Genomic DNA, 24,407 nt, shown 5'->3' on the forward strand with positions numbered 1-24,407 from the left:
CTGTTGGGCTGTGTGTGACAGGTATGAGGTACAGAGGTCATGTGTATAAGGATAATGTTAGTTTTGTGTTCGTGGGTGCGTGGCAGTTGTAGGTAGGAGATCGTTGTTGGAGGGTAGTGAGAGTGTGGCACGTAATGCTTTTTATTATAGTAGGAGGTATGACGATGCTGGTGAGTTTGGATTCTATGAAGTATGGGGCAATTGTCATTTTTGTTGTTTTTTATTTTTTTTTTTTTTTCAAGCAGAAGACGGCATACGAGATCGTTTCACGTGACTGGAGTTCAGACGTGTGCTCTTCCGATCTGATCGTGATGATCGGCGGGCGCGTGATCAATTCTTCGGGCTTGTCATCAACGGTGTCGATCACCTGTTCCACATCGGCATCGGACACACGCACAACTTTGTGGCCGAATTCCTCGATCACAAGCTCGGCGGTGTCGGCGTCGATGGTCTGGTTGCCCGTCACCATCATGCCCATGTTCATCAGCGATTTGACAACGTCAGCACCGCGTTCTGCCATCCGGTTGGCCAGTTCCGAGACAACAATCGTCTCGGGCAGGCGCACGTCGCGCACCTGCTTTTCAGCGCGGGTAGAGCCACCCATCGCCTTCTGGCGCTGGCGTTCCTGCTTGCGCTTCATCGCGGCCATCGAGCGCTGACGCCCTTCGCCACCACCCAGTGCATCATTCAGCGAAAGCTTGCCGGTGCGACGGTTGCCGCCATCGGTCTTGCCTTTGGTCGCGCGGGCGTCGCGTTCGGTGCGGGCGTCACGCTCACGGTCGGTCTTGCGCGGACCCGAGGCGACAACGCCCTTGGTCTCGGCGCGCGACGCCGCCGCTTCGACAGCCGCCTGATCCTGCACGGCGTCGTCCTTTTTCGGAGCGCCCTTGCGGATCTCTTCTTTCTTTTTGTCACGAAGTTCGGCTTCGCGCTTTTTGCGCTCGTCTTCTTCGGCCTTAGCCTTCAGCGCCTCTTCGCGCTCACGATCTTCGCGTTCCTTGGCCTCGGCCTCGGCACGACGGCGCTCGCGCTCTTCTTCGCGGGCCTTCTCTTCGGCTTCGCGGTTCGCGGCTTCTTCGACTTCGCGGATCTTGGCGGCTTGCAACGCCTTCATACGGCGATCCATCTCGGCATCGGAAATGCCAGCTGGACGCCGCGACGGATCACCGCCTGCAGAATTATTGCCACCAGGGCCTTTGGCGGCCCCGGCGCTTGGCTTGTTCAAGACACGCTTCTTGCCCTTCGTCTCGACCACAACATTTTTCGTGCGCCCGTGCGAGAAGCTTTGCTTCACCTGCCCGGGACGCGACGCCGCGCCAAGTCCGAGAGTCTTTTTGCCGTCCGTATCGCTCATGCCGTCTTCGTATCCTTCATAGCGGTCTTGCCGCCGTCCTGCCTGCGCAATCCCGCAAGCCTCGATATCTCTTCAATCACGCGAGGAGTGAGGCCACCGGCTGCAAGCGCGCCGTGTATCGCACGATCGCGACCGAATGCCAAACCCAATTCCTGTGAGGTGAGACAGCCGAACCAGCGCCCGCCCTCGGGCGTCCACAGCTTGCCTTTTCCTCTGTCCGAGCCGTCGCTGGCCTGAAGCAAAACTTTTGCCCGCCCATCTGCCAGCCAACCCTTGACCTTTTCGAACCCGATCACCGCGCGACCGGATTTCCGAACCAGAGAGATAAGCTCGACAACGCGGCTGGCAAGGGCTGATTCTACCATATCTGCCATATTTTCCGGGGTTTTCGCGGGCGCCTTGGCGGCGCGGGCAAAAAGCCCCTTCTTTATGGCCGTCTCCAGCACGTCGCGATCGGCTGTCACCCAGATCCCACGACCGGGCAGCTTCTCGGCGATGTCGGGATAAATCATCCCGTCAGGGCCAAGCACGAAGCGCACAAGCCCGGCCTTCGGCTGAACATCGCCAGTGACGATGCAGCGCCGTTCGGGATCATCCCGATCTTTGGCTTTGCCTGCGCGACTCATCTCTCTCTCCTGCCTGAGGCGGGGCCGGGGCTTACGCCTCGGCCTCCTCCTCGGTTTCGTCTTCGGCCTCGCCTTCCAACTCGGAGGGATCAACCCACCCCAGTTGAATGCGCGCGGTCATGATCAGATTTTGCGCCTCTTCAAGGCTCATGTCGAACTTTTCGAGCAAACCGTCATCCTTGACGCGCGCGCCATCCACGGTGGTCCAGCCGCCGGCCAGTTCCCAATCCGCGCAGGTCGCGAAATCTTCCAGCGTCTTGATGCCGTCTTGCGCAAGCGCTTCGGTCATCTGCGGGGTCAGACCCTCGAAATCGAACAGTGACTGCTCGACGCCCAGTTCCTTTGCCGCTTCCAGAGCCTTGCGATTTTGCTCTTCGATCACGTCACGTGCACGCGCCTGCAATTCGCTGGCGGTGTCGGGATCGACGCCCTCGATCGACAACAGCTCATCGAGATCGACATAGGCCACCTCTTCGAGCGAGGTAAAGCCCTCTGCGACCAGCAGCTGCGCGAAGAACTCGTCCAGATCGAGCGAGTTGACGAACAGTTGGGTGCGCTCGGTGAATTCGGCCTGACGGCGCTGCGATTCTTCGGCCTCGGTAAGGATGTCGATATCCAGCCCGGTCAACTGGCTTGCCAGCCGCACGTTCTGACCACGACGACCGATGGCGAGCGACAACTGCTCATCGGGCACCACGACCTCGATCTTGCCCGCTTCTTCGTCGATCACAACTTTCGACACTTCGGCCGGTTGCAGCGCGTTCACAAGGAAGGTCGCCTGATCTTCGTTCCACGGGATGATATCGATCTTTTCACCCTGCAACTCGCCAACAACGGCCTGCACGCGCGAGCCGCGCATACCGACGCAAGCGCCGACCGGGTCGATCGAGTTGTCATGGCTGATCACGCCGATCTTGGCGCGCGAACCGGGGTCACGGGCCACGGCCTTGATCTCGATGATGCCATCGTAGATTTCGGGCACTTCCATCTTGAACAGTTCGGCCATGAACATCGGATCGGTGCGCGACAGGAAGATCTGCGGGCCACGGGCCTCGCGGCGCACGTCTTTGACATAGGCGCGGATGCGGTCGTTGGGGCGATAGCTTTCGCGACCGATCTTTTCGTTGCGACGCAGAATCGCCTCGCCACGGCCCACATCGACGATGATATTGCCGTATTCTTCGCGCTTGACGACGCCGTTGATGATGGTGCCTGCGCGGTCTTTGAATTCTTCGTATTGACGATCGCGCTCGGCCTCGCGGACGCGCTGCAAGATCACCTGTTTGGCGCTTTGCGCGGCGATCCGACCAAGTTCGACGGGCGGAACTTCGTCAACGACGGTGTCGCCCACACTGGGGGTATCAAGATATTGCTTGGCCTGAGCAACGGTCAGCTCTGCCTGATAGTTTTCCAGCAAATCATCCTCGACCACGGTGCGCACACGGGTAAAGCGGGCGCGGCCGGTCTTGCGGTCAATCGTGACGCGGATATCCATTTCGGCGCCGTAACGCGACTTTGCAGCCCGTGCGAGGCTGTCCTCCATTGCTTCGATCACCAGCTCGGGGTCGATCATCTTCTCGCGTGCAACCGCCTCGGCGGTCTGCAGAAGTTCCAGCTGGTTGGCAGAGGTGATTGCCATGACTCAGGTCTCCTCGTCGGGGGATTCTTCAATTTCGTCAAAGTCGTCTTCGTTAATGCTGCCTTCGGCCTTTTTCTGCCGGAGCATCTCGGTGATCAATTCGTCGGTGAGCACCAGTTTCGCATCTGCAAGCCAGTCAAATTGCAGGCCAATGACGACCTGCGCGCCCTGATTCTCAATCTCGATCAGAACTTCATTGCCCTCAGTGCCGCGCAATTCGCCCTTAAAGCGTTTGCGCCCGTCAATCAGCTCAAAGGTCTCGAGCTTGGCCTCATGGCCCTCGAAACTGTCGAAATCCTTCAGCCGGGTCAGCGGCCGGTCGATCCCGGGGGAGGACACTTCAAGCGTGTAATTCTCTTCGATCGGGTCTTCCACATCTAGCGTGGCCGACACCGCAGTCGAAATCTTGGCGCAGTCATCCACCACGATCCCACCGTCGGGACGGTCGGCCATGATCTGCAAATTGGGGGTCTCGCCGCCTTGTAGGCGCAAACGCACCAGTTCAAAGCCCAGCCCCTCAATCACGGGGGTGACGATATCGGCCAAACGCCGGTCAATGGCGGTCTTGGCGATTAGGTCGGTCATCGTTTCCGATCCTCTAACACAAAAAAACGGGCCGCTGCGGCCCGTCACACGTTTCCGGTGGGCGCTGAGTTTGGACCTCAACGCACCGCTGTTGAAGGCGATATAGGCTTTTGCGCCCGAGTCCGCAAGCAGAACTTCATGCGGCGGGGTTATCGCGCCAGATCCGCCAGTTCAGCGCGCCCGCCAGACTAAGCCAGATGATATAGGGCAAGACCAACAGTCCCGCGATCAGATCAAGCCCGATAAAGGCAACCCCCATCGCCGCCACCGCGACCCACAGCAGCGCCAGCACGATCATCGCAAGACCCAGCCGATGCGCCCCGAAAAACAGCGGCGTCCACAGCGTGTTCAGCGCGATCTGCACGGCAAAAAGCGCCAGCGCCAACTGCGCGCCATCCTGCCCTGCCACCCGCGCCGTAGCGTAAGCGACCGAGATATAAAGATAGGTCCAAGCGATGGGAAATAGCCAATTGGGCGGTGTAAATCCGGGTCGGGTGAGCCCCTCATACCAATTGCCCGGCTTGAAAACGATGCCAGTGGCAGCGGCGGCAGCCGATGCGGCGAGAAAGAGCAGGAAAAAGATCAGCATGTGAGGCGTCCCGATCGAATGGTGTCGCGAATAAAATCGTGACTATGATCTAAGCGCGTCCATCGCCCGGACAAGCCCTCGGGTGATCCCCGGCTCGCTCAACGCGTGGCCAGCCGCCGGAACGAGATGCAATTGCGCCCGCGACCAGCCATCTGCCAGCCGGTAGGCCGAGAGGGGCGGGCAGATCATATCCAGACGCCCCTGCACGATCGTGGTCGGAATGTGCTCGATTCGGGAACGATCGCGCAGGATTTGCCCGTCCACCTCAAGGAAGGCGCGGTTCTGGAAATAGTGGTTCTCCAGCCGAGCAAAAGCGCGGGCGTAATCGGGGGATGCCTCACCGGGAGGGCCATCAAAGCCCACGGATGCCAGCGCATTCTCCCAGACCGCCCAATTTCGGGCATAGCGGGTTTCTTCCATATAATCGCCTGAGAACAGACGTTTATTATACGCGCCGATCAGGTCATTTTGCTCATCTTCGGGGATAAGCCTGCGGAAATTGGCCCAGAGATCAGGATAGAACTGCCCCGCGCCGCCGCCATAAAACCAATCAAGCTCTGCCTGCGTGGCGAGAAATACGCCGCGCAGAATCAGCGCCTGTGCACGCTCGGGATGAGTCTGGGCATAAAGCAGCGCAAGCGTTGCGCCCCAACTGCCGCCAAACACCATCCAGGAATCAACCCCCAGCGTTTCGCGAATCAGTTCCATATCGGCGATCAGATGCCAGGTCGTGTTGTCGCTCACGCTGGCATGGGGGCGCGACAGGCCGCAGCCGCGTTGATCAAACAGGATGATGCGATAATGTGCCGGATCGAAAAACCGCCGCATCGTGGGGCTGCACCCGCCGCCCGGCCCACCATGGCAAACAATAACTGGCTGCCCCTGCGGATGACCCGACTGCTCGACATACAGCACATGGCCACCGCCAACATCAATCTTGCGCTGATCGAAGGGTTCGATCGGCGCATAGAGCCGCGCTTCGGATGCGCGCTTTTGCCCTGCATTTCTGTCCATCCCTGCACTATATAGGTCAAACGAGACGCCCGCCATGGGCGTTTAACAGGGAAAACGGGGTAGCGATGGCAGAGGCTGCAAACAGCATCGATCTAGGCGAGGTCGCGAAATTTGAGGCGATGGCGGCCGAGTGGTGGGACCCAAACGGCAAGTTCAAACCGCTGCATATGCTCAACCCCTGTCGGCTGGATTACATCACCTCGCAGATCGCCACGCAATTTGGCCGCGACCTGACATCGCCCGAGCCGTTCAAGGGGCTGACCCTGCTTGATATCGGCTGCGGTGGCGGGCTTTTGTCCGAACCGATGGCGCGCCTTGGCGCAACGGTTGTGGGGGCCGATGCGGCGGGTGGCAACATTCCCGTGGCACAGCTTCATGCCGAACAATCGGGCCTCGAGATCGACTACCGCCATTGCGCTGCCGAAGACCTGGCCGCGCAAGGCGCGCAATTTGACGCCGTTCTGGCGATGGAAATCATCGAACATGTCGCTGATCCGCAGGGCTTCGTGAACACGATCGAAAGCTTGCTCAAACCCGGTGGTTTGATGATCTGCTCAACCCTCAACCGAAATCCCAAAAGCTACATGATGGCAATTTTCGGGGCTGAACGCGTCATGCGCTGGCTGCCTGTGGGCACGCATGAATGGTCGAAATTCGTCACTCCCGACGAGCTATATACCTTGGCGCAAACGGCCGGGATCGATCCGGTGGATCGGCGCGGCATGGTGTTCAACCCGATCAGCTGGCGCTGGTCGCTCTCAGATCGCGATCTGTCAGTGAATTATGCCATCACGGCGGTCAAAAGATAGCGCGAGGGGCTCTGCCCCGCCGAGGCGATGCCTCGGCCCCCGGGATATTTCGATCAAGAGGAAGCTAATTCCGCCGTCCCACTTCCTCTTGATGAAAATATCTCGGGGGAAGCTGCGTAGCAGGTGGGGGCAGCGCCCCCTAGTTACTTCGCCTTGGGACGAAACGCTTCGATCCGCGTGGGATCGGTCGCAAGATAAGCTGCGCCGATCAGATCAAGACAATAGGGGACAGCGGCGAAAACCGCATTGAGACAGGTCGCGATGGCCGAGGGTTTACCCGGCACCATGATGATCAACGATTTGCCCGCGATGCCCGCTGATTGGCGCGACAGAATTGCGGTGGGCACTTCGAGCAGGCTCGCGCGGCGCATTTCCTCGCCAAAACCTGCCAATTCTTTCTCGATCACTTCTGCGCAGCCTTCGGGCGTTTCGTCGCGTGGCGCGGGGCCGGTGCCACCGGTCACGAGGATCAGGTCGGCCTCTGCAGCGACCAATTCACGAAGCATGTTGGCCACGCTTTCGCGTCCGTCGGGGATGATGTGGCGCGTGATCGTTAAGTCCGATGTCACCACGTCACGCAAGTATGCTTCGCAGCCCGGGCCACCCTTGTCTTCGTATTCGCCGCGACTGGCGCGATCGGAGACGGTGACAATTGCGGCATGGGGCTGCGAAACGCTCATTTCTTGACCCGGGCGTTGCGCGTCGCGATCAGTTTCAAGCGCAGCGCGTTAAGCTGAATAAAGCCCGCCGCGTCTTTTTGATCATAGGCGCCCGCGTCTTCCTCAAAGGTCACATGCGCCTCGGAGTAAAGCGAATACTCCGACCAGCGCGCCACGGTGCGGGCCGCGCCCTTGAACAGCATCAGCTTGACGGTGCCGGTGACATATTCCTGCGTCTTGTCGATCAGGGCTTGCAGCGCCTCGCGCTCGGGCGAGAACCAGAAGCCATTATAGATCAGCTCGGCATAGCGCGGCATGATCGAATCCTTGAGATGCCCCGCGCCGCTATCGAGTGTGATTTGCTCGATCCCGCGATGCGCCTCTAGCAGGATCGTGCCGCCGGGGGTCTCGTAAATGCCGCGCGATTTCATCCCGACAAAGCGGTTTTCGACGAAATCGAGTCGTCCGATGCCGTGCTTGCGGCCCAATTCGTTAAGCTGCGTCAGGATCGTCGCGGGCGACATCGCCACACCATTGATCGAAACCGCATCGCCGCGCTCAAAGCCGATCTCGACATATTCGGGGGCGTCGGGGGCCTCGGTCACCGGATCGACGCTGCGCTGATAGACGTAATCAGGGGCCATCTCGCCGGGGTTTTCCAGAACCTTGCCCTCGGACGAGGTGTGCAAAAGGTTCGCATCAACCGAGAACGGTGCTTCGCCGCGCTTGTCCTTGGCGATCGGAATCTGGTTGGCCTCGGCAAATTCCAGCAATTTGGTGCGCGAGGTCAAATCCCATTCCCGCCAAGGCGCGATCACCTTGATCATCGGATCCAGCGCATAGGCGGCCAGTTCAAAGCGCACCTGATCGTTGCCTTTACCGGTCGCGCCATGCGCCACCGCATCCGCCCCGGTCTCATGCGCGATCTCGACAAGCCGCTTGGAGATCAGCGGACGCGCGATCGAGGTGCCTAGCAGATACAGCCCCTCATAAACCGCATTGGCGCGAAACATCGGAAAGACGAAATCGCGCACGAATTCTTCGCGGACATCTTCAATATAAATGTTTTCCGGCTTGATGCCGAGCAACTCGGCCTTCTTGCGCGCCGGGTCCAGTTCTTCGCCTTGGCCCAGATCGGCAGTGAAGGTCACGACCTCACAACCATATTCGGTTTGCAGCCATTTCAAGATGATCGAGGTATCGAGGCCACCCGAATAGGCAAGCACGACTTTCTTGGGCGCGGACATGAAGCAACTCCTGATGCGGATTTTAAGTCGCGCTTAGCGATTTTTGACGCCGAGGGCAAGGTAAGCGCGTTGACTGGGGCAATCGTGGCGCTCTTGACCTTTCGAGGCATCAAGACCGGAGTATTTGATGTCGCGATTGGCTGGCTCACGTCGATCCGATGGCTGGCGCACAAGACCATGCTTTGCGGCCCTCGTGCCAGCGCGCGCCAATGCGATCCGCCAGCATGCCGCAGAGTTTACCGTCACGTCTATTGGTTTGGAAAAGCATGAAGATTAGGATTTCGCAAATTTTAAAGTCTTTTTGACCGAAGGAATGTCCGATGCACCCATGGCATATACTTCAACATTCGTGGCGGCAGGTTTTTGGAAATTTTGGGTCGGCGACCCAGATCGTCTTTCCGCCTTTTGTCCTCGGGGCCTTGTGTAATCTATCTTTTCAAGAGGGGCTGCGACGGGCCGCACATGTGGGTCACAGTGTGGCTGTGCCACCGTCTAGCGCGCTGCTGTATTTTCTTCTCTTTGTGATCGCGCAGTTTGTGTTGGCCACTGCATCCGTGAACTGGCACCGCTTTATCCTGTGCAACGAAAGCTGTGGCTGGCTTCCTCGGATCAATCTGCGGCGCAGTCTGCGATATTTCCTGCGGGCTTTTATAATTGTGGCGATGCTGACGCTCGTCGGCATTCTGTTAGGTGTGGTGGTTATTGTCCTTTTAATGCTGTTCGAGAAGATTATCGGATCTGACACAGCGGGCCTGATCGCAGGCGGAGTGAGCACGGTCATCATTCTTGTTTGGATGGTGGCGTTGTTCCTGCGTTTCAGCGTGGCGCTGCCCGGCGCGGCGCTTGATACGCTTGGGCTGCGTGCGGCGCTGCGCGCGACCCGCGGCCAAGGTTGGCTGTTTGTGACGCTCAGCGTGATCGCAGTGCTCGTGGTGTTTCTGGGCGCGATATTCAATCCTTTGGTTGCGCTCTTGCCGGGGGTTGCGTGGGATGTCGGGTTTGTCGCCCAACTCGGGGTCGATTTTGTCGTGACTATGCTGGGATTGTCGCTGCTGACCACGCTCTATGGTGTTTTTGTGGAAAACCGTAAGCTGGTCTAAGCTTGCCAAACTGCTTGGCGCGCGTCACATCTGGCCTATGAGTGAATTTGCCCTCTCCGCCATTGCCGCGACGCGCGCCCTGCGTGCGCTGTTCGAGCCCACGCCCCTGCAGCGCAACGACCACCTGTCGGCGCGCTTTGATGCCGATATCTGGCTCAAGCGCGAAGACCTGACCCCGGTGCGCAGCTACAAACTGCGCGGCGCGTTTACCGCGATGCGAAAGCGGCGCGAGGTTGACCCGCAGGCCGATCATTTCGTCTGTGCGAGTGCGGGAAACCATGCGCAGGGCGTGGCCTTTGCCTGTCGTCATTTCGGGGTGCGCGGCACGATCTTTATGCCGGTGACGACGCCGCAGCAAAAGATCGACAAGACCAAGACCTTTGGCGGTGATGCGATCAAGATCGTGCTGACGGGCGATTATTTCGACGACACCTTGGCCGCAGCGCAGAGCTTTTGCGCCGAAGCGGGGGCGCAATTTCTCGCTCCCTTCGACGATGCGTCGGTGATTGAAGGGCAAGCCTCGGTCGCGGTGGAAATTCTTGATCAGATGGGGGACACGCCCCCGGATCTGGTGATCTTGCCGGTGGGTGGTGGTGGCCTTGCTGCTGGCGTGACAGGATATCTGCGCGCGACCTCACCGCAAACGGAGTTTCGCTTTGTCGAGCCGATGGGCGGGGCCAGTCTGACCGCCGCCGTTGCCGCTGGTGAACCGGTCGCCCTGCCGCAAGTCAATAGTTTCGTGGACGGCGCGGCGGTGGCGAAAATCGGCGCGCGCCCGTTTGACAATCTGCGCTGGGTCACACCCGAGCTGGTTTTGCGCGCCCCCGAAGACCGGATCTGCGTGACCATGCTCGAGATGCTCAATGTCGAGGGGATCGTGCTCGAACCGGCGGGGGCCTTGTCTATCGACGTTCTGCCCGAACTGGCCGAGCAGGTCCGCGGCAAGCGCGTTGTCTGCATCACTTCGGGGGGCAATTTCGATTTTGAACGTCTGCCCGAGGTAAAGGAACGCGCGCAACGCTTCAGTGGTCTGAAGAAATATTTCATCCTGCGCCTGCCGCAACGCCCCGGTGCCTTGCGTGATTTTCTGGAAATGCTGGGCCCGGATGATGATATCGCCCGGTTCGAATATCTCAAAAAATCCGCGCGCAACTTTGGCTCGGTTCTGATCGGGATCGAGACCAAACAGGCAGACGATTTCACCACACTGTTTGCCAAGCTCGACGCTGCCGGTTTCGTCTGGCGCGACATAACCGAGGATGAAACTCTTGCGGAATTTCTGATCTAGGCGCTCAGGCGGCGGTCGTGAATTCCTCGAGACGGGTCATGAAGCAAGTCTTGGACGCGCCATAAACGTCTAAGATATTTGAGACATCAACCTCATCCGAGCGTCCAGCGGCGGCCAGTTTCTCGCCGATCTGACACTGCGCCCCAAAGGCCCGAAACCCGAGGTTGAGCGCCGATCCCTTGAGGAAATGCAACTCGTCTTCAAGCTTTCCAGGCTTTTGGCCAAGCGCCATCACCACGGCCTCCACCTCATCAAGAAACAGTTCGACGACTTCGGCAAACCCCTCTGCCCCAATTTCCGAACGCAATTCGGCCACACGTTCCCAATCAATCATTTCACCCTCCAAGGTGCCCTTGGTTCACTCACCGCGCATCACATTAGCCTGCAAAGCTTGCCGAACCTTTAAGGCCGCATGTAATCAGGGATTCAGGAATTGTTAGGTGAGTTGTGAAACAACGGGGCAGTTTTGCCGATCGGACACCATCTATGTCACTTGCTCTGAAACCTCATATCATCTCGGACCCGCGGTTGAATGAAACCGTGCCGCGGCGCGTTTTGGTGGTTGATGACAGCCGGATGCAGCGCCGGATTCTGACTGCGCAACTTTCGCGCTCAGGCTATGAGGTGATTGAGGCGGCAAGCGCTGAAGAGGCTTTGCCGATCTGTGCAAAATGTGAGCCCGATATCGTGATTTCCGACTGGATGATGGCAGGAATGAACGGGCCGGATTTCTGCCGCGCATTTCGCCAGATGACCCGGTCCAGCTATGGCTATTTCATTCTGCTGACCTCAAAGACAGACAAAACCGATGTCTCGCACGGTCTCGAAAGCGGCGCAGACGATTTCCTGTCCAAGCCGGTTAATGGCGAAGAGCTGCGCGCAAGGCTTGTCGCGGGGCGGCGTATCCTTGCCATGCAAGAAGAATTAAGCGCCAAAAATGCCCTTCTGCGCGCCTCGCAAGACGCAATTGAGCGCGATTTACAAGAGGCGCGCAAGCTACAGCAAAGCCTTGTGCGCGAACGCCACCGTAGTTTCGGCTCTGCGGAAGTCGCGTTGATGTTGCGCCCGGCGGGGCATGTGGGGGGCGATCTGGTGGGGTTCTTCCCGATCAACGCGCGCCGTGTCGGGCTGTATGGGATCGACGTGTCGGGCCATGGCATTACCTCGGCGGTGATGATGGCGCGGCTTGCGGGCTATCTGTCCGGTGCGATGCCCGCGCAAAATATCGCAATGGTCGAATCCGAATTTGGCATTTACGAGGGGCGCCCGCCAGCGGAATTGGCTGAGATGCTCAATGAACTTGTTCTCGAAGAGATGCAGACCGAAAGTTATTTCACCCTCGTTTACAGCGATATTGATCTGGTGACTGGCCGGGTTGAACTGGTGCAAGCGGGCCATCCCTATCCGGTCGTGCAACGCCAATCGGGGGATATCGAGTTTTTGGGGGAGGGAGGCTTGCCCGTGGGTCTGATCCCGGGCGCGCGCTATCGAAGTATCAATACCGTTCTTGCCCCCGGTGATCGGCTGATCCTGCTGTCTGATGGCATGACCGAAGCAACCAACCGCGCTGGAAAAATGATTGATCACGCCGGACTGAGCGCAATTTTTACCAAATTCGCGCAATTGCGCGGGCGCGCCTTTCTGGATGCGGTGTTTTGGGATCTTGAGAATTACACAGATGCGCAAATGGAAGATGACGTTTCTGCGGTCATCTTCAGTTTTGATGGCGCGAAGATGTATCGCGATTAAGGCTCGCGCGATTTGTAGAACGGCTTCAAAGGGATCACAGCACGGCCTTCTCGCCAGTGTGCAATTCAACGGTCGCTTGCATCCCGGGGCGGATTTCCGGATGGCGCAGCCGCGCGTTCAGATGGCTCAGATCGACCGTCACGGTCACTTCAATCAGTGGGGCCACGCCTTTTTCATACATCGCCTCTGTCAGATCGAGCTCTTGTCGCGCCTGAACCTTGACGTTTTTCGTGCCGGTTTCGCGCCCATAATCGCATCCAGCCCGCTCAATGCCGCTTTGACGTTGAGGTCTCCGCGCGAGCGTTCCCGCCAGTTGCGTCAGAGGCGCTCGCGTGCGCGAGGGTAGAATGCTGATCGTGATGATCGAGCCCACGGTGAAATCGCCTGCGAGCACCTTGTAGGTGCCGATCACCGCGGCAGCGATATAAGTGGCCTGCTGCACCATTTTCGCCCAATAGGTCAGCGCCGATGCCAGCTCGCGTTGCTCGAAACTCTTCGCAGCCGTCCGGGTTATGCGGTCCTCCTAGATCCGCATGACCCGGACGCCGCCGTGCGCAGTGGTCACGGTCATGTTCATAATCGCCTCATGCAGCACGGGCGAGGCGCGGGTCGAAGCACCTTGCGTGGACTGTGTCAGCGCGATCATCTTTTTCTGAAACAGAACACCGGGCACCACCATCAACGCCGAGCACGCCAGTTTCAGCCCCATCTCCAGCACCAGTGCCAGACCTGCGGCGACTACGACATCGGCAAATTCGCGTTCGGCCTTTTCGCGCCATCCAGTTTTTCGAACTTGCCTTGGCCGTCAGGCGGGCAGCACCGAGCGGCGCGCCGCAAGGCGCGCATGTCTGATGCCCATCGAGTCGATGATTGGTGTTTGAGCCCTCCCCACGCGCCCCGATCAGATCGTCAGGTGGCTGATATCGTCATCCACAATAAGTGTGGCATCGCCCCGCGTATACACGCTGTTGCTATGCCCAGCTGTGATGCTTGCTTGCTACTGCGTGAGAGGCGCATGAATTCATGCAGTATTGCTAGACTACCTCATTCCCTTAACGTCAACTTGTAGCGCGCAATATTATACGTTGAATTTGTGACGCCTAGCGCCTTGCAATCTGCAAAAATCTTTGCAGAAAGTGACGATCTCCATCATTTCCAAGCGCTTCAACGGCCTCTTCGGGCGCCATCCAGGCAGCGCGATGGTCGGGCTCGCTGGGCAGGCCACGCCGGATCACCGGGCGGGCGGCGTAAATCGTGCAAAGTTTCTCGGCCCAGACTTCGTATTCGGGCATGTAGGCAAATCGGCGGAACGCCCCGATCCTGATGGGGGCGGCGATAGCCCAGCCGGTTTCTTCAAACACCTCGCGATGCAGCGCTCTGATAGCGCCCTCGCCAGGATCAACGCCACCGCCGGGCAATTGATATTCAGGCAGCGGCGCGCGTTGATGGGTCAGCAAGACCCGACCTTCGCGCATCAAGACACCATACGCACCGGGTCGAAGTTTGTAGCGCTGTCCTGTTTTCATGCTCTCGCCAAATCTGCGGATCATGATTGCCCCCTTGGGTCTATGGTTGCCTCGCCTATATAGGGTCTATATGGCAGGCCGCGCGCCGCCCGAAAACCCCATTGAGCCCGTCAGGAGCACCATGTCGAAGCTTTCCCAAATCGCCTGGGACGATACCGTTCTGCCGTTCCAACTTGACCGATCCGATATTCGCGGTCGGGTCGCGCGTCTTGATGGGGTGCTGGAAGAGGTGCTCTCGCAGCATGACTATCCGCGCATCGTTGAAATGCTGGTTGCCGAGGTGGCGTTGCTCACCGCGATGATCGGCCAGACAATCAAACTGCGCTGGAAACTCTCGATCCAAGTGCGCGGCAATGGCCCGATCCGTATTATCGCCACCGATTACTACGCCCCCACCGCTGACGGCGCGCCAGCGCGCATCCGCGGCTGGGCGAGTTACGACGCGGAGGCGCTTGATCTGGCAGCTGATCCGTTTAGCCAGATCGGTCAGGGCTATTTCGCCATTCTGATCGATCAAGGTCAGGATACCACGCCCTATCAAGGGATCACGCCTCTGACCGGTGGTTCGCTGAGCGCCTGCGCCGAGGCCTATTTCGCCCAATCCGAGCAACTCGCCACCCGGTTCGAGCTGTCCTTCGGGCGCTCGATCTTGCCGGGGCAGGGCGAAAGCTGGCGAGCAGGGGGGGTGATGTTGCAACATATGCCGCCCGCCTCGCCGCTGCATATTGTCCCTGAAGGATCGGGCGATGAGAGCCTTCTAAACCCCGAGGATTTGCTGGAAGGCGAAGAGGGCGAGAATTGGGTGCGCGCGAATGTGCTGCTGGATACCGTCGAGGACATGGAGCTGATCGGCCCGACCGTGCAGCCCACCGATCTGCTGGTGCGGCTGTTTCACGAGGAACGCCCGCGTGTCTTCGATCCGCAGCGCGTGGAATTTGGCTGCACCTGTTCTGCTGATCGCGTGCGCAACTCGCTCTCGATCTATTCGGCGCGCGACATCGCCACGATGACCACGGATGACGGACGTGTCACCGCTGATTGCCAGTTCTGCGGCGCGCATTATGAATTCGACCCTGCGACGCTGGGATTTGAGGCCGCGAAAAACCCCGATGGTAGCCCGCGTGAGGGTGATGATGACTGATCCGCTCGCCCCGGTTCTGGCCGCGCTGGGCCGGGCGGGGCGGCCCTCGTCGGACTATGACCTGAACCCCGAAACGGTTCTGGCGGAAGGGCGCACGCTGCGTTCGGCGGGGGTGCTGGTGGCCTTCGAAACCTCTGGCCCCGAGCCGCTGCTCTATCTTACCAAGCGCAGCTCGCATCTGCGCCACCACCCCGGCCAGATTTCTTTTCCCGGTGGCAAGGTCGATCCCGGCGACGCTGGGCCCGTCGGGGCGGCTCTGCGCGAGGCACACGAGGAAATCGGCCTTGATCCCGCCAATGTCGAAGTGTTGGGCACGCTTGAGCCGCATGAGACGGTGACCTCGTTTCTGGTGACGCCGGTGTTTGCGCGCATCAAGGCGCCGTTCACGCCACGCCCGGAAGCAGGCGAAGTGGCCGAGGTGTTTACCGTGCCACTGTCGCACATCGCGAACCCTGCGAATTTCCGCGTTGAATCGCGGCGCTGGCGCGGTGCACGGCGCTACTATTTCGTCGCGCCTTACGGACCCTACTACATCTGGGGGGCAACCGCGCGTATGCTGCGGTCCTTGGCAGATGGGATGGCGGGATGAAACTGACAGGCGATTGGCTGCGTGCGGGGCATGTGCAAGCCGTCTTGGCGATGCTTTCGGCTGGAGGGCATCAGGCGTTGCTGGTGGGCGGATGCGTGCGCAACGACGCCATCGGCGCGCCGGTCAGCGATATTGATATTGCCACGGATGCGCGCCCCGAACGGGTGATGGAGCTCGCCAAAAGGGCGGGGCTGAAATTCGTTCCAACCGGATTTGAGCATGGCACGATCACCGTGATCGCCGAAGGCCACCCACACGAGATCACCACATTTCGCCGCGATGTCGAAACACATGGCCGTCATGCAACGGTCGCGTTTTCCGAGGATCTGGTCGAGGATGCTGCGCGCCGCGATTTCACGATGAATGCCTTATATGCGCGCGCCGATGGCGAGGTGCTTGACCCGCTCGGAACCGGAATTGCGGATTTGCGCGCGCGTCATGTGCGATTTGTGGGCGACGCGCAGGCGCGCATCCAGGAAGATTATCTGCGGATCTTGCGATTTTTCCGCTTTACCGCGTGGTTTGGCCACGATCTTGATCCCGAAGGGTTGGCTGCCTGTGCAGCGAATTCCGCTGAAATAGAGACGCTTTCGCGCGAACGCCTCGGCGCTGAGATGAAAAAATTGCTGGCTGCGCCCGATCCTGCGCCTGCTGTCGCGGCGATGGCGCAAGCCGGTATCCTGATGGCGGTTTTGCCCGGCGCAGATGCGCGCGCTTTGGCCCCGCTGATCCATCTTGAGGACCGCCCAGCCAATCCAATGCGGCGTTTGGCTGTGCTGGGCGGTGTCAACGTCGCGCACCGTCTGCGCCTGTCCAAAGCCGAAGCACGCCAGTTGGCGCGATTGCGCGAGGCAATGGTGTCGCCCGAACGCCCCGAGGTTCTGGGCTACAGATTAGGGGCGCAAGAGGGCGCGGATGCGTTTCTGCTCCACCACGCGCTGATCGGTCAGGAACTACCACAGAACTGGCAAAACAGGCTCTGTTTCGGCGCAAATCAGGTTTTTCCAGTGACGGGTGCCGATCTGATGCCAGCGCTGCAAGGCCCGGAACTGGGCGCGCGTTTGCGCCAGATCGAGGCGCACTGGATTGCGTCAGATTTCACGCTGACCCGCGACGAGCTGCTGGCGTGATCTTTGCGGCGCTTTCCCCCGCCTGATCGGGGGCTATATTGCAGTCGTGAAAGCGAGCCCGCATGTTTGATCCATTCCAAAAGGCCGACGGCCCGCCCCCGCAAAGCCTTGCTGCATTTTTCCGCTGGTGCCTGAAAGGCGCCGGCACTCTGATCGTGATTTCTGGGGCAGCCTCCGTGTTGGCTGGCGCGATGGAGGTGGTCTCGGCGTGGCTGTTGGGGCGCGTGATCGACGCAGCCCTTGGCAGCGCACCTGCTGAGGTGATTGCCCGGAACGCAGGGCTTCTGGTGCTGTTCGTGAGCTTCTATCTTATCATCCGGCCCGCGGCTTTCGCGCTGAGTTCGGCGACAACCAACCTGCTGATTGCTCCTAACGTTCTTCCGCTTGTGCTGTCGCGCCTGCATCGCTGGACGATGGGGCAATCTGTGACGTTCTTTGACAATGATTTCGCAGGCCGTATTGCGCAAAAGCAGATGCAGACCGCGCGCGCCGTGACGGACACGGTTTCCGAGGTGATCAATACCGCGCTCTTTGCGCTGGCCTCGATCCTGGGGTCGGTTTTGCTGCTGATCGGGATTGATCTGTGGGGAGCCTTCGCGCTGGTGATCTGGACGCTTGGCCTTGGGGTGCTGATCCGGGCTTTCCTACCCCAAATCCGGGCGCGATCGCGTGCGCGCGCCGCGTCGCGGGCGATGGTGACCGGGCAAGTCGTTGACACGATCACCAATATCAAGACGGTGAAGCTGTTCGCGCATGCCGCGTATGAGGATCGCTCGGCACTTGCTGCGATGTCGACGTTTCGCACGCGAACGATCCGTTTTGGGCAAGTTCAGAGCCTATATCGCACCGTCCAGATGGCGTATTCCGGGTTGCTGCCCGTGATATTGGTTGGCGGAGCGATCTGGCTTTGGTCGCGCGGGCAGGCAAGTGCGGGCGATATCGCCACGTCTGGGGCGATTGCGATCCGATTGGCGCAAATGTCGGGCTGGGTGTCGAACGCGCTGATGGGGCTTTGGACCAATATCGGCGAGGCTGAGGACGGGATGCGCACGCTTGCGCGCCATCACGGGCTAACCGACGCCCCCGATGCGCGCGATCTTGGGCAAGTGGCCGGGGCGATCCGCTTTGATCATGTGGGCTTTGCCTATGGGCGCGAAAAAGGGGGCGTCGAGGGGCTGGATTTGCACATTGCCGATGGCGAGCGAATTGGGATTGTGGGCGCATCCGGGGCCGGGAAGTCGACGCTCGTGGCTTTGCTTCTAAGGCTCTATGATGCCGAAACAGGCTCTATTTTGATCGACGAAACCGATATTCGCGACGTCACCCAAGAAAGCCTGCGCCGCCAGATCGCGATGGTCACGCAAGAGACGGCGATGTTCAATCGCTCGGCCCGTGAAAACATCCTGTATGGCCGTCCCGATGCCAGCGAGGCGGAACTGATCGCAGCGGCGAAACAAGCCGAGGCGCATGAGTTCATCCTCGCGATGCAAGATCACGAGGGAAACCGCGGCTATGAGGCCAAACTGGGCGAGCGGGGCGTCAAACTGTCGGGTGGTCAGCGCCAGCGGATCGCCTTGGCCCGCGCCTTTCTGAAAGACGCACCGATTTTGGTACTGGATGAGGCGACCTCGGCGCTTGATTCCGAGGTTGAGGCCTCAATCCAATCGGCGCTGCACCGGGTGATGGCGGGCAAAACGGTGCTTGCGATCGCGCATCGGCTGTCCACGATTGCCGAGATGGACCGCATCATCGTGCTGGAACAGGGTCGTATCGTGGAGCAAGGCAGCCATAATGACTTGCTGGCCGCGCAGGGGTTGTATGCTCGTTACTGGGCGCGCCAATCCGGTGGGTTCCTGAATTGCGATGAGGACAGTCAAGCGGCGCAATAGCCCAAAACAGGGCCTTTCCAGTGCCGCCCCATCCCGCTATGGCACATCCATGACATATACGATCGACCGACTTTCGCTCCATGCTGATGGCGTGGCCCATGGTCCCGAGGGGACCGTGCATGTCGCCATGGCGCTGCCCGGAGAGGTCGTGTCGGGTGAGCCGATAGCCGGTCGGATCGCCGCGCCCAAGATCGTCACGCCCAGTGCGGATCGGGTCTCGGCCCCTTGTCCGCATTACCGGGCTTGCGGGGGCTGCGTGATGCAGCACGCCTCGGATGCTTTCACAGCTGGCTGGAAGGTTGACGTCGTGCGCCACGCACTGAGCGCGCGCAATGTCGCGGTGCCCGAAATGACGATCGCGACCTCGCCGCTCCACTCGCGCAGGCGCGCAACTTTGGCAGGGCGGCGTACCAAAAAGGGGACGTTGGTCGGGTTTCACGCCCGTGCTTCGGACACGCTGGTCGAGGTGCCGGGCTGTCTGATCTTGCGGCCGGAACTATTGGCAGCGATCCCGATCTTGCATGAAGCTACCGCGATTGGCGCCTCGCGCAAGGGCGAGGTCGCCTTTGCAATGAGCCTGTCGCAGAACGGCCTTGATATCGCGGCGACCGGTGGAAAAGACACTGATCCCGCCCAATTCGAGGCCTTGGCCGATCTGGCCCGCCGCCGGGACTTGGCGCGGCTCACTTGGAATGGTGAGGTGATTGCCGCGCGGCGCGCGCCACTCCAAAGCTTTGGTGCGGCCAAAGTTGCCCCGCCGCCGGGTGCGTTTTTACAAGCGACCGCGCATGGCGAGGCGGCGCTGGTCGCCTTCGTGCGTGAGGCGGTGACCGGGGCCTCAAAGGTCGCCGACCTGTTTGCAGGGTGCGGCACCTTCGCCCTGCCTTTGGCCGAGGATGCAAGCGTGCATGCGGTTGAAAACGCGACGGCGATGATTGAGGCGCTTGATCTGGGCTGGCGGCAGGCCAAAGGGCTGCACCGCGTGACCTCGGAAGTGCGCGATCTGTTTCGCCGCCCGCTTTTGTCCGATGAAATCGACCGCTACGATGCCGTCGTGATCGACCCGCCCCGGGCCGGGGCCGAGGCGCAGGTTGCACAGATCTGTGCGTCGCGCCTCAAGCGATTGGTGCATGTGTCGTGCAATCCGGTGACTTTCGCGCGCGAAGCGGCGGCGCTGATTGATGCTGGCTTTACACTGGATCGGATCTTGGTCGTCGATCAGTTCCGCTTTTCTGCTCATGTTGAGGTCGCGGCCTGTTTCAGCCGCTAGAATCGGCCTTGGAAATCGCGTATGACTGAACAAAACAAGCAGTTGCGAACAGGCAAATCATGAACCGCAGAACTCTATTTCTGGGCGCCAGCGCCCTTGCCGCTTTGGCCGCCTGTGGCGATTCAAGCAAATTCTTATCCTATAGCGGGCCGCAAGTGACCCAGATTCAGGTCTTCAAGGGCAAGCGGATGATGTATCTGCTGCATGGCGACACGGTGCTGGAAAGCTACAAGATCAGCCTTGGCGGGGACCCGATTGGCCCCAAGCATTTCGAGGGCGACGGTAAGACCCCCGAAGGGCTGTATTACATCAACCGGCGCAACCCGAATTCCGCCTATTACCTGTCGATCGGGATCAGCTATCCCAATCCGCAGCAGGTGGCCTATGCCGCAGCTCAGGGCAAAAAGGCCGGCGGTGATATCTTCCTTCATGGTCGTGATGGCAAGAACAAAGGGCGCGGGCGTGATTGGACGGCGGGCTGCATCGCTGTGAAAGACAAGGAAATCCGCGAGATCTACGCGATGGTGCGAGAGAACACGCCGATCTTTATCTTCCCATGATGTGCAAAGGGCCCCGCGTTGGGGCCCTTTTGATTTAGTTGCCGGTGACCATCGTCCACCAGATTTTTCCCGAAGGTTCCTGATACCACGAAAAGCCCATTTGCGTGGCCGCCGGGTTCAAGATCACGTCACGGGTGTCGGGCACATTCATCCATGCCGACAAGGTTTCCATCTCGGTCTCGTAGGTCTCCGAGATATTCTCGCCCAGCACGGTGCCGGTATAGCCCGCACGTTGCGCGCGTTCGAGGGGCGAGGAGCCGTCAGACCCCCAGTGCCACGGCCGATTCTGCGCGGCCATGTCCTTGGAATGGGCCAGCGCGGCCGTGGTGAGCGAGGCGTTCAGCACCAATGGGGCCGCCCCGCGCGCCGAGCGCAGCGAGTTGACCGATTCGAGAACCCGTTGCGGGATCACCTGGGCTTCGCGCCCGGTGATCGAATACACCTTGGGCAAAGGCAGGCCATCGGGGCCAAGCTTGGGCTGTTGATCGACAGGATCGCAGGCCGCTAGGGCGAGCGTGGCGGAAATCGCAAGGAAAGTGGCGCGCAGCATGGTCTTGGGGGCCCCCTGATAAAGCTGCGTTTCCCTTTACACGTTCGTCCTTGGCCGCGCAAACCCTCCTAGCACGCGAAAGACACATCTTTCAGGGTTTGATTTGCACCAACGCCGTACTCACACTATGTTGATGCTGGTTTCTGACGCCAATAGTTCCGCCACATTCGGAGGGCATGATGTCCAACGCGCGTACCAAATTCGATCGCCGCGCTTTTCTCGGCGCGGCTGCACTTAGCGGTGCAGGGCTTGCGCTGCCAGCATGGGCCCAAACGCCCGATGCCGGGGCGGAGCAATTCGAGACCAACGCCTATACCAATCAGCGGCGCAATATCTCAAGCTTTCAGGCGCGCCAGTGGCAGCCCTATTTCAGCACGCTGCGCAATGGGGCGATCCTTGTGGATACGACCTCGCGCGATCTGCATTACTGGTCGGAAGATCAAACGATCTATCGGTTGTATCCCACGTCGGTGCCAGTATCAGAGGATCTGACGCGACGCGGCCGCACAGAGGTGATCCGCAAGGTCGAGGGGCCAAGCTGGGCGCCTACGCCTTCGATGAAACGGCGCAACCCCGAATGGCCGTCCTACGTGCCGCCCGGACCTGACAATCCGCTGGGCACCCATGCGCTTTATCTGTCGTGGAAATATTACCGCATCCACGGCACGCATGACACGCGCAAGATCGGGCGCAAAAGTTCGAACGGATGTATCGGGCTTTATAACGAACATATCCAAGAGCTGTTCGGGATGGCCAAGATTGGCACGCAGGTTCTGTTGATTTAGCATCTGTCAAAGCGTGACGTTTCAAAGGGCCCTCGCGTGGGCCCTTTTTATTGCGCCAGCGCCAGGGCTTGCGCGGTGATCCAAGCCAGCGCCGCATACCGCCCCGTTTTGGCGATGAATACGAGCGACAAGAACAGCCACAGGTTCATGCGCAATACGCCCGCGACAAGGCAGATCAGATCACCGCCGGGGGCCCAGCTGAGCAGCAGCAAAGGCGCGCCCCATCTGTCCAGCCAGCGATGTCCGCGCTCAAGCTGTTTGCCTGAGGCAGGAAACCATTTGCGGTCTTTCCAATGGTTCATGCCGCGGCCCAAAGCATAGGTAATCAGTGCGCCCAGCGTATTGCCGATGCTCGCGACCAAGATCATCTGCCACACTGCAACCCCGCCCGCAGTTTGCAGTGCGACGAACAGAATTTCGGATTGCATCGGGATCGGCGTTGCGGCGAGCATTGCCGAGACAAACAGGCCGATCAAAGAGGCGCTTAAAGCCATAAAGGTCCTGTTCGCTCAAATGAAAAAGGGCGTGCGGGGCAATCCGCACGCGCCTTGTAGCGTAAACTTCGATGACACGCGATCAAGTCTCGGAGGGGTAGTCCTCTTCGCGCGGCTCGCGCGGCGGGCGCCCGATGACATCGCGCAGCGCGTCCAGCTCGATGAAGTTGTCGGCCTGACGGCGCAGCTCATCTGCGATCATCGGCGGCTGGCTGCGGATCGTTGAAACGACCGAAACGCGGCAACCCTGACGCTGCAGACTTTCAACCAGCGGGCGGAAATCACCATCGCCCGAGAACAGCACGATATGATCAAGGCGCGGCGCAAGTTCCATCGCATCCACGGCCAGTTCGATATCCATATTACCTTTGACTTTCCGCCGACCCATCGAATCGGTGTATTCTTTGGCAGGTTTGGTCACCATTGCGTAACCATTGTAATTTAGCCAATCGACAAGCGGACGGATCGGTGAGTATTCTTCATTTTCCAGAAGCGCAGTATAGTAGAAGGCCCGCAATAATTTGCCGCGCCGTTCAAATTCCTGACGCAATAATTTATAGTCGATATCGAACCCGAGCGCTTTTGCAGCGGCATACAGGTTTGAGCCATCAATAAACAATGCGAGACGTTCGTCTTTGTAAAACATGCAACCCTCGTGCTGATGTGCCCGCCTTGTTCACTCGGATCGCGAAACGAATTTGATCATATCGCTTGCTCAAGAGAACAGGGCCGACGAGATATGTCTACTGACATATGCATTACGCAAGGAATTTGGAGCCTGTCTAAATGGACATGTCAGTGATTTGCGCCCTTGGGGCGAACCTGTCAGGGTCGCAGGGCGGCCCGCGCGACACGCTTTGTGCTGCGGTATTGCGGTTAATAAATGCAGGTTTTTCAGTCCTTTCGGTTAGTCGCTTTTGGCGGACACCCGCATATCCAGAAGGCTCGGGGCCGGACTTTGTTAACGCGTGTTGCAAATTGCAAACCACCCTTGGCGCAGAAGCCACACTTGCTGCGTTTCATCAGATTGAAGCGCAGCTTGGCCGAGAGCGATCAGCGCGGTGGGGTGCGCGCGCGATTGACCTCGATCTGCTTGCATATGGCAATGCGGTGTTGCCGGATCAATCTGAGTATGAACACTGGCGCGATCTTCCACTGGACGCGCAGCAAACCGCCGCGCCAGACAATCTGATCCTGCCCCATCCACGACTTCAGGATCGCGCTTTTGTGCTGATTCCCTTGGCCGAGATTGCGCCGCTCTGGCGCCATCCCGTCTCGGGCAGGACGGTCACGCAGATGCTCGCGGCGCTGCCAGATTCGGAAAAAGCGGGAATACGCCCGGTTTGACTGGGTTTTGACGCGATTGCGCGCTTGTCAATGTAGACCCAAGCGCCTAAGTAGGGCCTTCGATCGAAAGTCCTACTGGAGTTGCCCATGGCCCGCGTGACGGTTGAAGATTGCGTCGATAAGGTTCCGAACCGATTCGAGCTGGTAATGCTCGCGTCCCATCGTGCACGTGAAATCGCCGCTGGTTCCTCGATCACGGTTGAGCGTGATAACGACAAGAACCCGGTTGTGGCGTTGCGCGAAATCGCGGACGAAACCCAATCGGCGGATGATCTGCGCGAGCGCCTGATCGAAAGCAACCAGACCCAGATCGAGGTTGACGAGCCCGAAGACGATTCGATGTCCCTGCTGATGGGCGGCGAAAGCCCCGATCGCGCTGTCGAAGACGATATGTCCGAAGAGCGCATGTTGCGTGCCCTGATGGACGCGCAGGGCCGCGAATAAGCAATAGGGGCGGAAACGGGCGC

The 24,407-nt window shown here is 59.6% G+C and carries 27 protein-coding genes and 1 pseudogene; 13 read left to right on the forward strand and 15 right to left on the reverse strand.

From position 1 onward, the window contains the following. Positions 1-304: 304 nt before the first annotated feature. The 6 genes and pseudogenes from QZ571_RS10105 to pip all read right to left on the reverse strand — a co-directional run. Positions 305-1,354, reverse strand: a pseudogene (locus tag QZ571_RS10105) (translation initiation factor IF-2 N-terminal domain-containing protein); the annotation flags it as partial. Then, positions 1,351-1,980, reverse strand: a complete 630-nt coding sequence (locus QZ571_RS10110; RefSeq protein ID WP_295534054.1) for an RNA-binding protein — start codon at positions 1,978-1,980, stop codon at positions 1,351-1,353. The gene QZ571_RS10110 and the pseudogene QZ571_RS10105, both read right to left, overlap by 4 nt. Before the next feature lie 31 nt (positions 1,981-2,011). Next, the gene (gene nusA, locus QZ571_RS10115) at positions 2,012-3,619 is read right to left on the reverse strand and encodes a transcription termination factor NusA (RefSeq protein WP_295534056.1); all 1,608 of its coding nucleotides are present in this window, start codon (positions 3,617-3,619) and stop codon (positions 2,012-2,014) included. Between the two features lie 3 nt (positions 3,620-3,622). After that, positions 3,623-4,204, reverse strand: coding sequence for a ribosome maturation factor RimP (rimP, locus tag QZ571_RS10120; protein ID WP_295534058.1), 582 nt, complete (start codon positions 4,202-4,204; stop codon positions 3,623-3,625). A 136-nt stretch (positions 4,205-4,340) separates the two neighbouring features. Further along, a complete protein-coding gene (locus tag QZ571_RS10125; RefSeq protein WP_295534060.1) occupies positions 4,341-4,793 on the reverse strand; it encodes a TspO/MBR family protein in 453 nt (150 codons plus the stop codon). 42 nt (positions 4,794-4,835) lie between these two features. Further along, positions 4,836-5,807 (reverse strand): prolyl aminopeptidase, encoded by a 972-nt coding sequence (gene pip, locus QZ571_RS10130; RefSeq protein ID WP_295534062.1) that lies wholly within the window; start codon positions 5,805-5,807, stop codon positions 4,836-4,838. 65 nt (positions 5,808-5,872) lie between these two features. Here pip and ubiG point away from each other — a divergent pair, with 65 nt between their 5' ends. Continuing rightward, positions 5,873-6,616, forward strand: coding sequence for a bifunctional 2-polyprenyl-6-hydroxyphenol methylase/3-demethylubiquinol 3-O-methyltransferase UbiG (gene ubiG, locus QZ571_RS10135; protein ID WP_295534064.1), 744 nt, complete (start codon positions 5,873-5,875; stop codon positions 6,614-6,616). A gap of 143 nt (positions 6,617-6,759) precedes the next feature. Here the strand turns inward: ubiG and mog are convergent, their stop codons facing one another. Together mog and QZ571_RS10145 are read right to left on the reverse strand one after the other, a co-directional pair. Next, positions 6,760-7,296 carry a molybdopterin adenylyltransferase gene (mog, locus tag QZ571_RS10140; RefSeq protein WP_295534065.1) on the reverse strand — a complete coding sequence of 179 codons (537 nt, stop codon included), beginning with the start codon at positions 7,294-7,296 and terminating at the stop codon, positions 6,760-6,762. Continuing rightward, complete coding sequence (locus QZ571_RS10145) at positions 7,293-8,522, reverse strand: argininosuccinate synthase (protein ID WP_295534067.1); 1,230 nt, start codon at positions 8,520-8,522, stop codon at positions 7,293-7,295. The genes mog and QZ571_RS10145 overlap by 4 nt, the downstream gene beginning before the upstream one ends. 476 nt (positions 8,523-8,998) lie before the next feature. Here QZ571_RS10145 and QZ571_RS10150 point away from each other — a divergent pair, with 476 nt between their 5' ends. Next, positions 8,999-9,622, forward strand: coding sequence for a hypothetical protein (locus QZ571_RS10150; RefSeq protein ID WP_295534069.1), 624 nt, complete (start codon positions 8,999-9,001; stop codon positions 9,620-9,622). Positions 9,623-9,659: 37 nt separating this feature from the next. Further along, the gene (gene ilvA, locus QZ571_RS10155; protein WP_295534071.1) at positions 9,660-10,910 is read left to right on the forward strand and encodes a threonine ammonia-lyase IlvA; all 1,251 of its coding nucleotides are present in this window, start codon (positions 9,660-9,662) and stop codon (positions 10,908-10,910) included. 4 nt (positions 10,911-10,914) lie between these two features. Here ilvA and QZ571_RS10160 read toward each other — a convergent pair whose 3' ends face one another. Then, positions 10,915-11,244: an Hpt domain-containing protein gene (locus tag QZ571_RS10160; protein WP_295534072.1), complete on the reverse strand. Its 330-nt coding sequence runs from the start codon at positions 11,242-11,244 to the stop codon at positions 10,915-10,917. A gap of 152 nt (positions 11,245-11,396) precedes the next feature. Here QZ571_RS10160 and QZ571_RS10165 point away from each other — a divergent pair, with 152 nt between their 5' ends. Beyond that, positions 11,397-12,659, forward strand: coding sequence for a SpoIIE family protein phosphatase (locus tag QZ571_RS10165; protein WP_295534075.1), 1,263 nt, complete (start codon positions 11,397-11,399; stop codon positions 12,657-12,659). Positions 12,660-12,693: 34 nt separating this feature from the next. Here QZ571_RS10165 and QZ571_RS18500 read toward each other — a convergent pair whose 3' ends face one another. The 3 genes from QZ571_RS18500 to QZ571_RS10180 form a co-directional block, all read right to left on the reverse strand. Beyond that, the gene (locus QZ571_RS18500) at positions 12,694-13,101 is read right to left on the reverse strand and encodes a hypothetical protein (RefSeq protein WP_366929949.1); all 408 of its coding nucleotides are present in this window, start codon (positions 13,099-13,101) and stop codon (positions 12,694-12,696) included. 81 nt (positions 13,102-13,182) lie between these two features. Then, positions 13,183-13,368 carry a hypothetical protein gene (locus QZ571_RS10175; RefSeq protein WP_295534077.1) on the reverse strand — a complete coding sequence of 62 codons (186 nt, stop codon included), beginning with the start codon at positions 13,366-13,368 and terminating at the stop codon, positions 13,183-13,185. Positions 13,369-13,759: 391 nt separating this feature from the next. Then, entirely contained in the window at positions 13,760-14,209 is a 450-nt protein-coding gene (locus tag QZ571_RS10180; protein ID WP_295534079.1) for an NUDIX hydrolase, read from the reverse strand. Positions 14,210-14,306: 97 nt separating this feature from the next. Between QZ571_RS10180 and QZ571_RS10185 the strand changes: the two genes are divergently transcribed. The 6 genes from QZ571_RS10185 to QZ571_RS10210 all read left to right on the forward strand — a co-directional run bounded on the left by QZ571_RS10185 (position 14,307) and on the right by QZ571_RS10210 (position 20,764). After that, the gene (locus QZ571_RS10185; protein ID WP_295534081.1) at positions 14,307-15,326 is read left to right on the forward strand and encodes an Hsp33 family molecular chaperone HslO; all 1,020 of its coding nucleotides are present in this window, start codon (positions 14,307-14,309) and stop codon (positions 15,324-15,326) included. Then, the gene (locus QZ571_RS10190; RefSeq protein ID WP_295534083.1) at positions 15,319-15,915 is read left to right on the forward strand and encodes a CoA pyrophosphatase; all 597 of its coding nucleotides are present in this window, start codon (positions 15,319-15,321) and stop codon (positions 15,913-15,915) included. Before QZ571_RS10185 ends, QZ571_RS10190 begins: the two co-directional genes overlap by 8 nt. Then, positions 15,912-17,045 carry a CCA tRNA nucleotidyltransferase gene (locus tag QZ571_RS10195; RefSeq protein ID WP_295534085.1) on the forward strand — a complete coding sequence of 378 codons (1,134 nt, stop codon included), beginning with the start codon at positions 15,912-15,914 and terminating at the stop codon, positions 17,043-17,045. Before QZ571_RS10190 ends, QZ571_RS10195 begins: the two co-directional genes overlap by 4 nt. A gap of 62 nt (positions 17,046-17,107) precedes the next feature. Then, on the forward strand, positions 17,108-18,934 hold the full coding sequence (locus tag QZ571_RS10200) for an ABC transporter ATP-binding protein (RefSeq protein WP_295534087.1): 1,827 nt from the start codon (positions 17,108-17,110) through the stop codon (positions 18,932-18,934). A gap of 49 nt (positions 18,935-18,983) precedes the next feature. After that, the gene (locus QZ571_RS10205; RefSeq protein WP_295534089.1) at positions 18,984-20,204 is read left to right on the forward strand and encodes a class I SAM-dependent RNA methyltransferase; all 1,221 of its coding nucleotides are present in this window, start codon (positions 18,984-18,986) and stop codon (positions 20,202-20,204) included. Between the two features lie 59 nt (positions 20,205-20,263). Beyond that, the gene (locus tag QZ571_RS10210) at positions 20,264-20,764 is read left to right on the forward strand and encodes a L,D-transpeptidase family protein (protein ID WP_295534091.1); all 501 of its coding nucleotides are present in this window, start codon (positions 20,264-20,266) and stop codon (positions 20,762-20,764) included. Positions 20,765-20,798: 34 nt separating this feature from the next. Here QZ571_RS10210 and QZ571_RS10215 read toward each other — a convergent pair whose 3' ends face one another. Next, complete coding sequence (locus tag QZ571_RS10215; protein WP_295534092.1) at positions 20,799-21,314, reverse strand: CAP domain-containing protein; 516 nt, start codon at positions 21,312-21,314, stop codon at positions 20,799-20,801. Positions 21,315-21,490: 176 nt separating this feature from the next. On the opposite strand from QZ571_RS10215, the gene QZ571_RS10220 reads away from it, so the two are divergent. After that, on the forward strand, positions 21,491-22,099 hold the full coding sequence (locus tag QZ571_RS10220; protein WP_295534094.1) for a L,D-transpeptidase: 609 nt from the start codon (positions 21,491-21,493) through the stop codon (positions 22,097-22,099). Between the two features lie 47 nt (positions 22,100-22,146). Here QZ571_RS10220 and QZ571_RS10225 read toward each other — a convergent pair whose 3' ends face one another. Both QZ571_RS10225 and QZ571_RS10230 read right to left on the reverse strand, forming a co-directional pair. Beyond that, on the reverse strand, positions 22,147-22,593 hold the full coding sequence (locus QZ571_RS10225) for a YqaA family protein (protein WP_295534096.1): 447 nt from the start codon (positions 22,591-22,593) through the stop codon (positions 22,147-22,149). Positions 22,594-22,675: 82 nt separating this feature from the next. Then, positions 22,676-23,239, reverse strand: coding sequence for an NYN domain-containing protein (locus tag QZ571_RS10230; protein ID WP_295534097.1), 564 nt, complete (start codon positions 23,237-23,239; stop codon positions 22,676-22,678). 146 nt (positions 23,240-23,385) lie between these two features. Here QZ571_RS10230 and folK point away from each other — a divergent pair, with 146 nt between their 5' ends. Both folK and rpoZ read left to right on the forward strand, forming a co-directional pair. Then, positions 23,386-23,940, forward strand: a complete 555-nt coding sequence (gene folK / locus QZ571_RS10235; RefSeq protein ID WP_366929950.1) for a 2-amino-4-hydroxy-6-hydroxymethyldihydropteridine diphosphokinase — start codon at positions 23,386-23,388, stop codon at positions 23,938-23,940. Positions 23,941-24,027: 87 nt separating this feature from the next. After that, entirely contained in the window at positions 24,028-24,384 is a 357-nt protein-coding gene (gene rpoZ / locus QZ571_RS10240) for a DNA-directed RNA polymerase subunit omega (RefSeq protein ID WP_295534102.1), read from the forward strand. Positions 24,385-24,407 lie beyond the last annotated feature (23 nt).

The sequence above is a fragment of the uncultured Thioclava sp. genome (genome assembly GCF_913064665.1).
Lineage (GTDB): Bacteria > Pseudomonadota > Alphaproteobacteria > Rhodobacterales > Rhodobacteraceae > Thioclava > Thioclava arctica.

Excerpts from the sequence above, each read along its gene's own strand:
- QZ571_RS10110 (WP_295534054.1), bottom strand. The coding sequence starts at position 1,980 with ATGAGTCGCGCAGGCAAAGCCAAAGATCGGGATGATCCCGAACGGCGC.
- nusA (WP_295534056.1), bottom strand. The coding sequence starts at position 3,619 with ATGGCAATCACCTCTGCCAACCAGCTGGAACTTCTGCAGACCGCCGAG.
- rimP (WP_295534058.1), bottom strand. The coding sequence starts at position 4,204 with ATGACCGACCTAATCGCCAAGACCGCCATTGACCGGCGTTTGGCCGAT.
- QZ571_RS10125 (WP_295534060.1), bottom strand. The coding sequence starts at position 4,793 with ATGCTGATCTTTTTCCTGCTCTTTCTCGCCGCATCGGCTGCCGCCGCT.
- pip (WP_295534062.1), bottom strand. The coding sequence starts at position 5,807 with ATGGACAGAAATGCAGGGCAAAAGCGCGCATCCGAAGCGCGGCTCTAT.
- ubiG (WP_295534064.1), top strand. The coding sequence starts at position 5,873 with ATGGCAGAGGCTGCAAACAGCATCGATCTAGGCGAGGTCGCGAAATTT.
- mog (WP_295534065.1), bottom strand. The coding sequence starts at position 7,296 with ATGAGCGTTTCGCAGCCCCATGCCGCAATTGTCACCGTCTCCGATCGC.
- QZ571_RS10145 (WP_295534067.1), bottom strand. The coding sequence starts at position 8,522 with ATGTCCGCGCCCAAGAAAGTCGTGCTTGCCTATTCGGGTGGCCTCGAT.
- ilvA (WP_295534071.1), top strand. The coding sequence starts at position 9,660 with ATGAGTGAATTTGCCCTCTCCGCCATTGCCGCGACGCGCGCCCTGCGT.
- QZ571_RS10160 (WP_295534072.1), bottom strand. The coding sequence starts at position 11,244 with ATGATTGATTGGGAACGTGTGGCCGAATTGCGTTCGGAAATTGGGGCA.
- QZ571_RS10165 (WP_295534075.1), top strand. The coding sequence starts at position 11,397 with ATGTCACTTGCTCTGAAACCTCATATCATCTCGGACCCGCGGTTGAAT.
- QZ571_RS10175 (WP_295534077.1), bottom strand. The coding sequence starts at position 13,368 with ATGGGGCTGAAACTGGCGTGCTCGGCGTTGATGGTGGTGCCCGGTGTT.
- QZ571_RS10180 (WP_295534079.1), bottom strand. The coding sequence starts at position 14,209 with ATGATCCGCAGATTTGGCGAGAGCATGAAAACAGGACAGCGCTACAAA.
- QZ571_RS10185 (WP_295534081.1), top strand. The coding sequence starts at position 14,307 with ATGTCGAAGCTTTCCCAAATCGCCTGGGACGATACCGTTCTGCCGTTC.
- QZ571_RS10190 (WP_295534083.1), top strand. The coding sequence starts at position 15,319 with ATGACTGATCCGCTCGCCCCGGTTCTGGCCGCGCTGGGCCGGGCGGGG.
- QZ571_RS10195 (WP_295534085.1), top strand. The coding sequence starts at position 15,912 with ATGAAACTGACAGGCGATTGGCTGCGTGCGGGGCATGTGCAAGCCGTC.
- QZ571_RS10200 (WP_295534087.1), top strand. The coding sequence starts at position 17,108 with ATGTTTGATCCATTCCAAAAGGCCGACGGCCCGCCCCCGCAAAGCCTT.
- QZ571_RS10205 (WP_295534089.1), top strand. The coding sequence starts at position 18,984 with ATGACATATACGATCGACCGACTTTCGCTCCATGCTGATGGCGTGGCC.
- QZ571_RS10210 (WP_295534091.1), top strand. The coding sequence starts at position 20,264 with ATGAACCGCAGAACTCTATTTCTGGGCGCCAGCGCCCTTGCCGCTTTG.
- QZ571_RS10215 (WP_295534092.1), bottom strand. The coding sequence starts at position 21,314 with ATGCTGCGCGCCACTTTCCTTGCGATTTCCGCCACGCTCGCCCTAGCG.
- QZ571_RS10220 (WP_295534094.1), top strand. The coding sequence starts at position 21,491 with ATGATGTCCAACGCGCGTACCAAATTCGATCGCCGCGCTTTTCTCGGC.
- QZ571_RS10225 (WP_295534096.1), bottom strand. The coding sequence starts at position 22,593 with ATGGCTTTAAGCGCCTCTTTGATCGGCCTGTTTGTCTCGGCAATGCTC.
- QZ571_RS10230 (WP_295534097.1), bottom strand. The coding sequence starts at position 23,239 with ATGTTTTACAAAGACGAACGTCTCGCATTGTTTATTGATGGCTCAAAC.
- folK (WP_366929950.1), top strand. The coding sequence starts at position 23,386 with ATGTCAGTGATTTGCGCCCTTGGGGCGAACCTGTCAGGGTCGCAGGGC.
- rpoZ (WP_295534102.1), top strand. The coding sequence starts at position 24,028 with ATGGCCCGCGTGACGGTTGAAGATTGCGTCGATAAGGTTCCGAACCGA.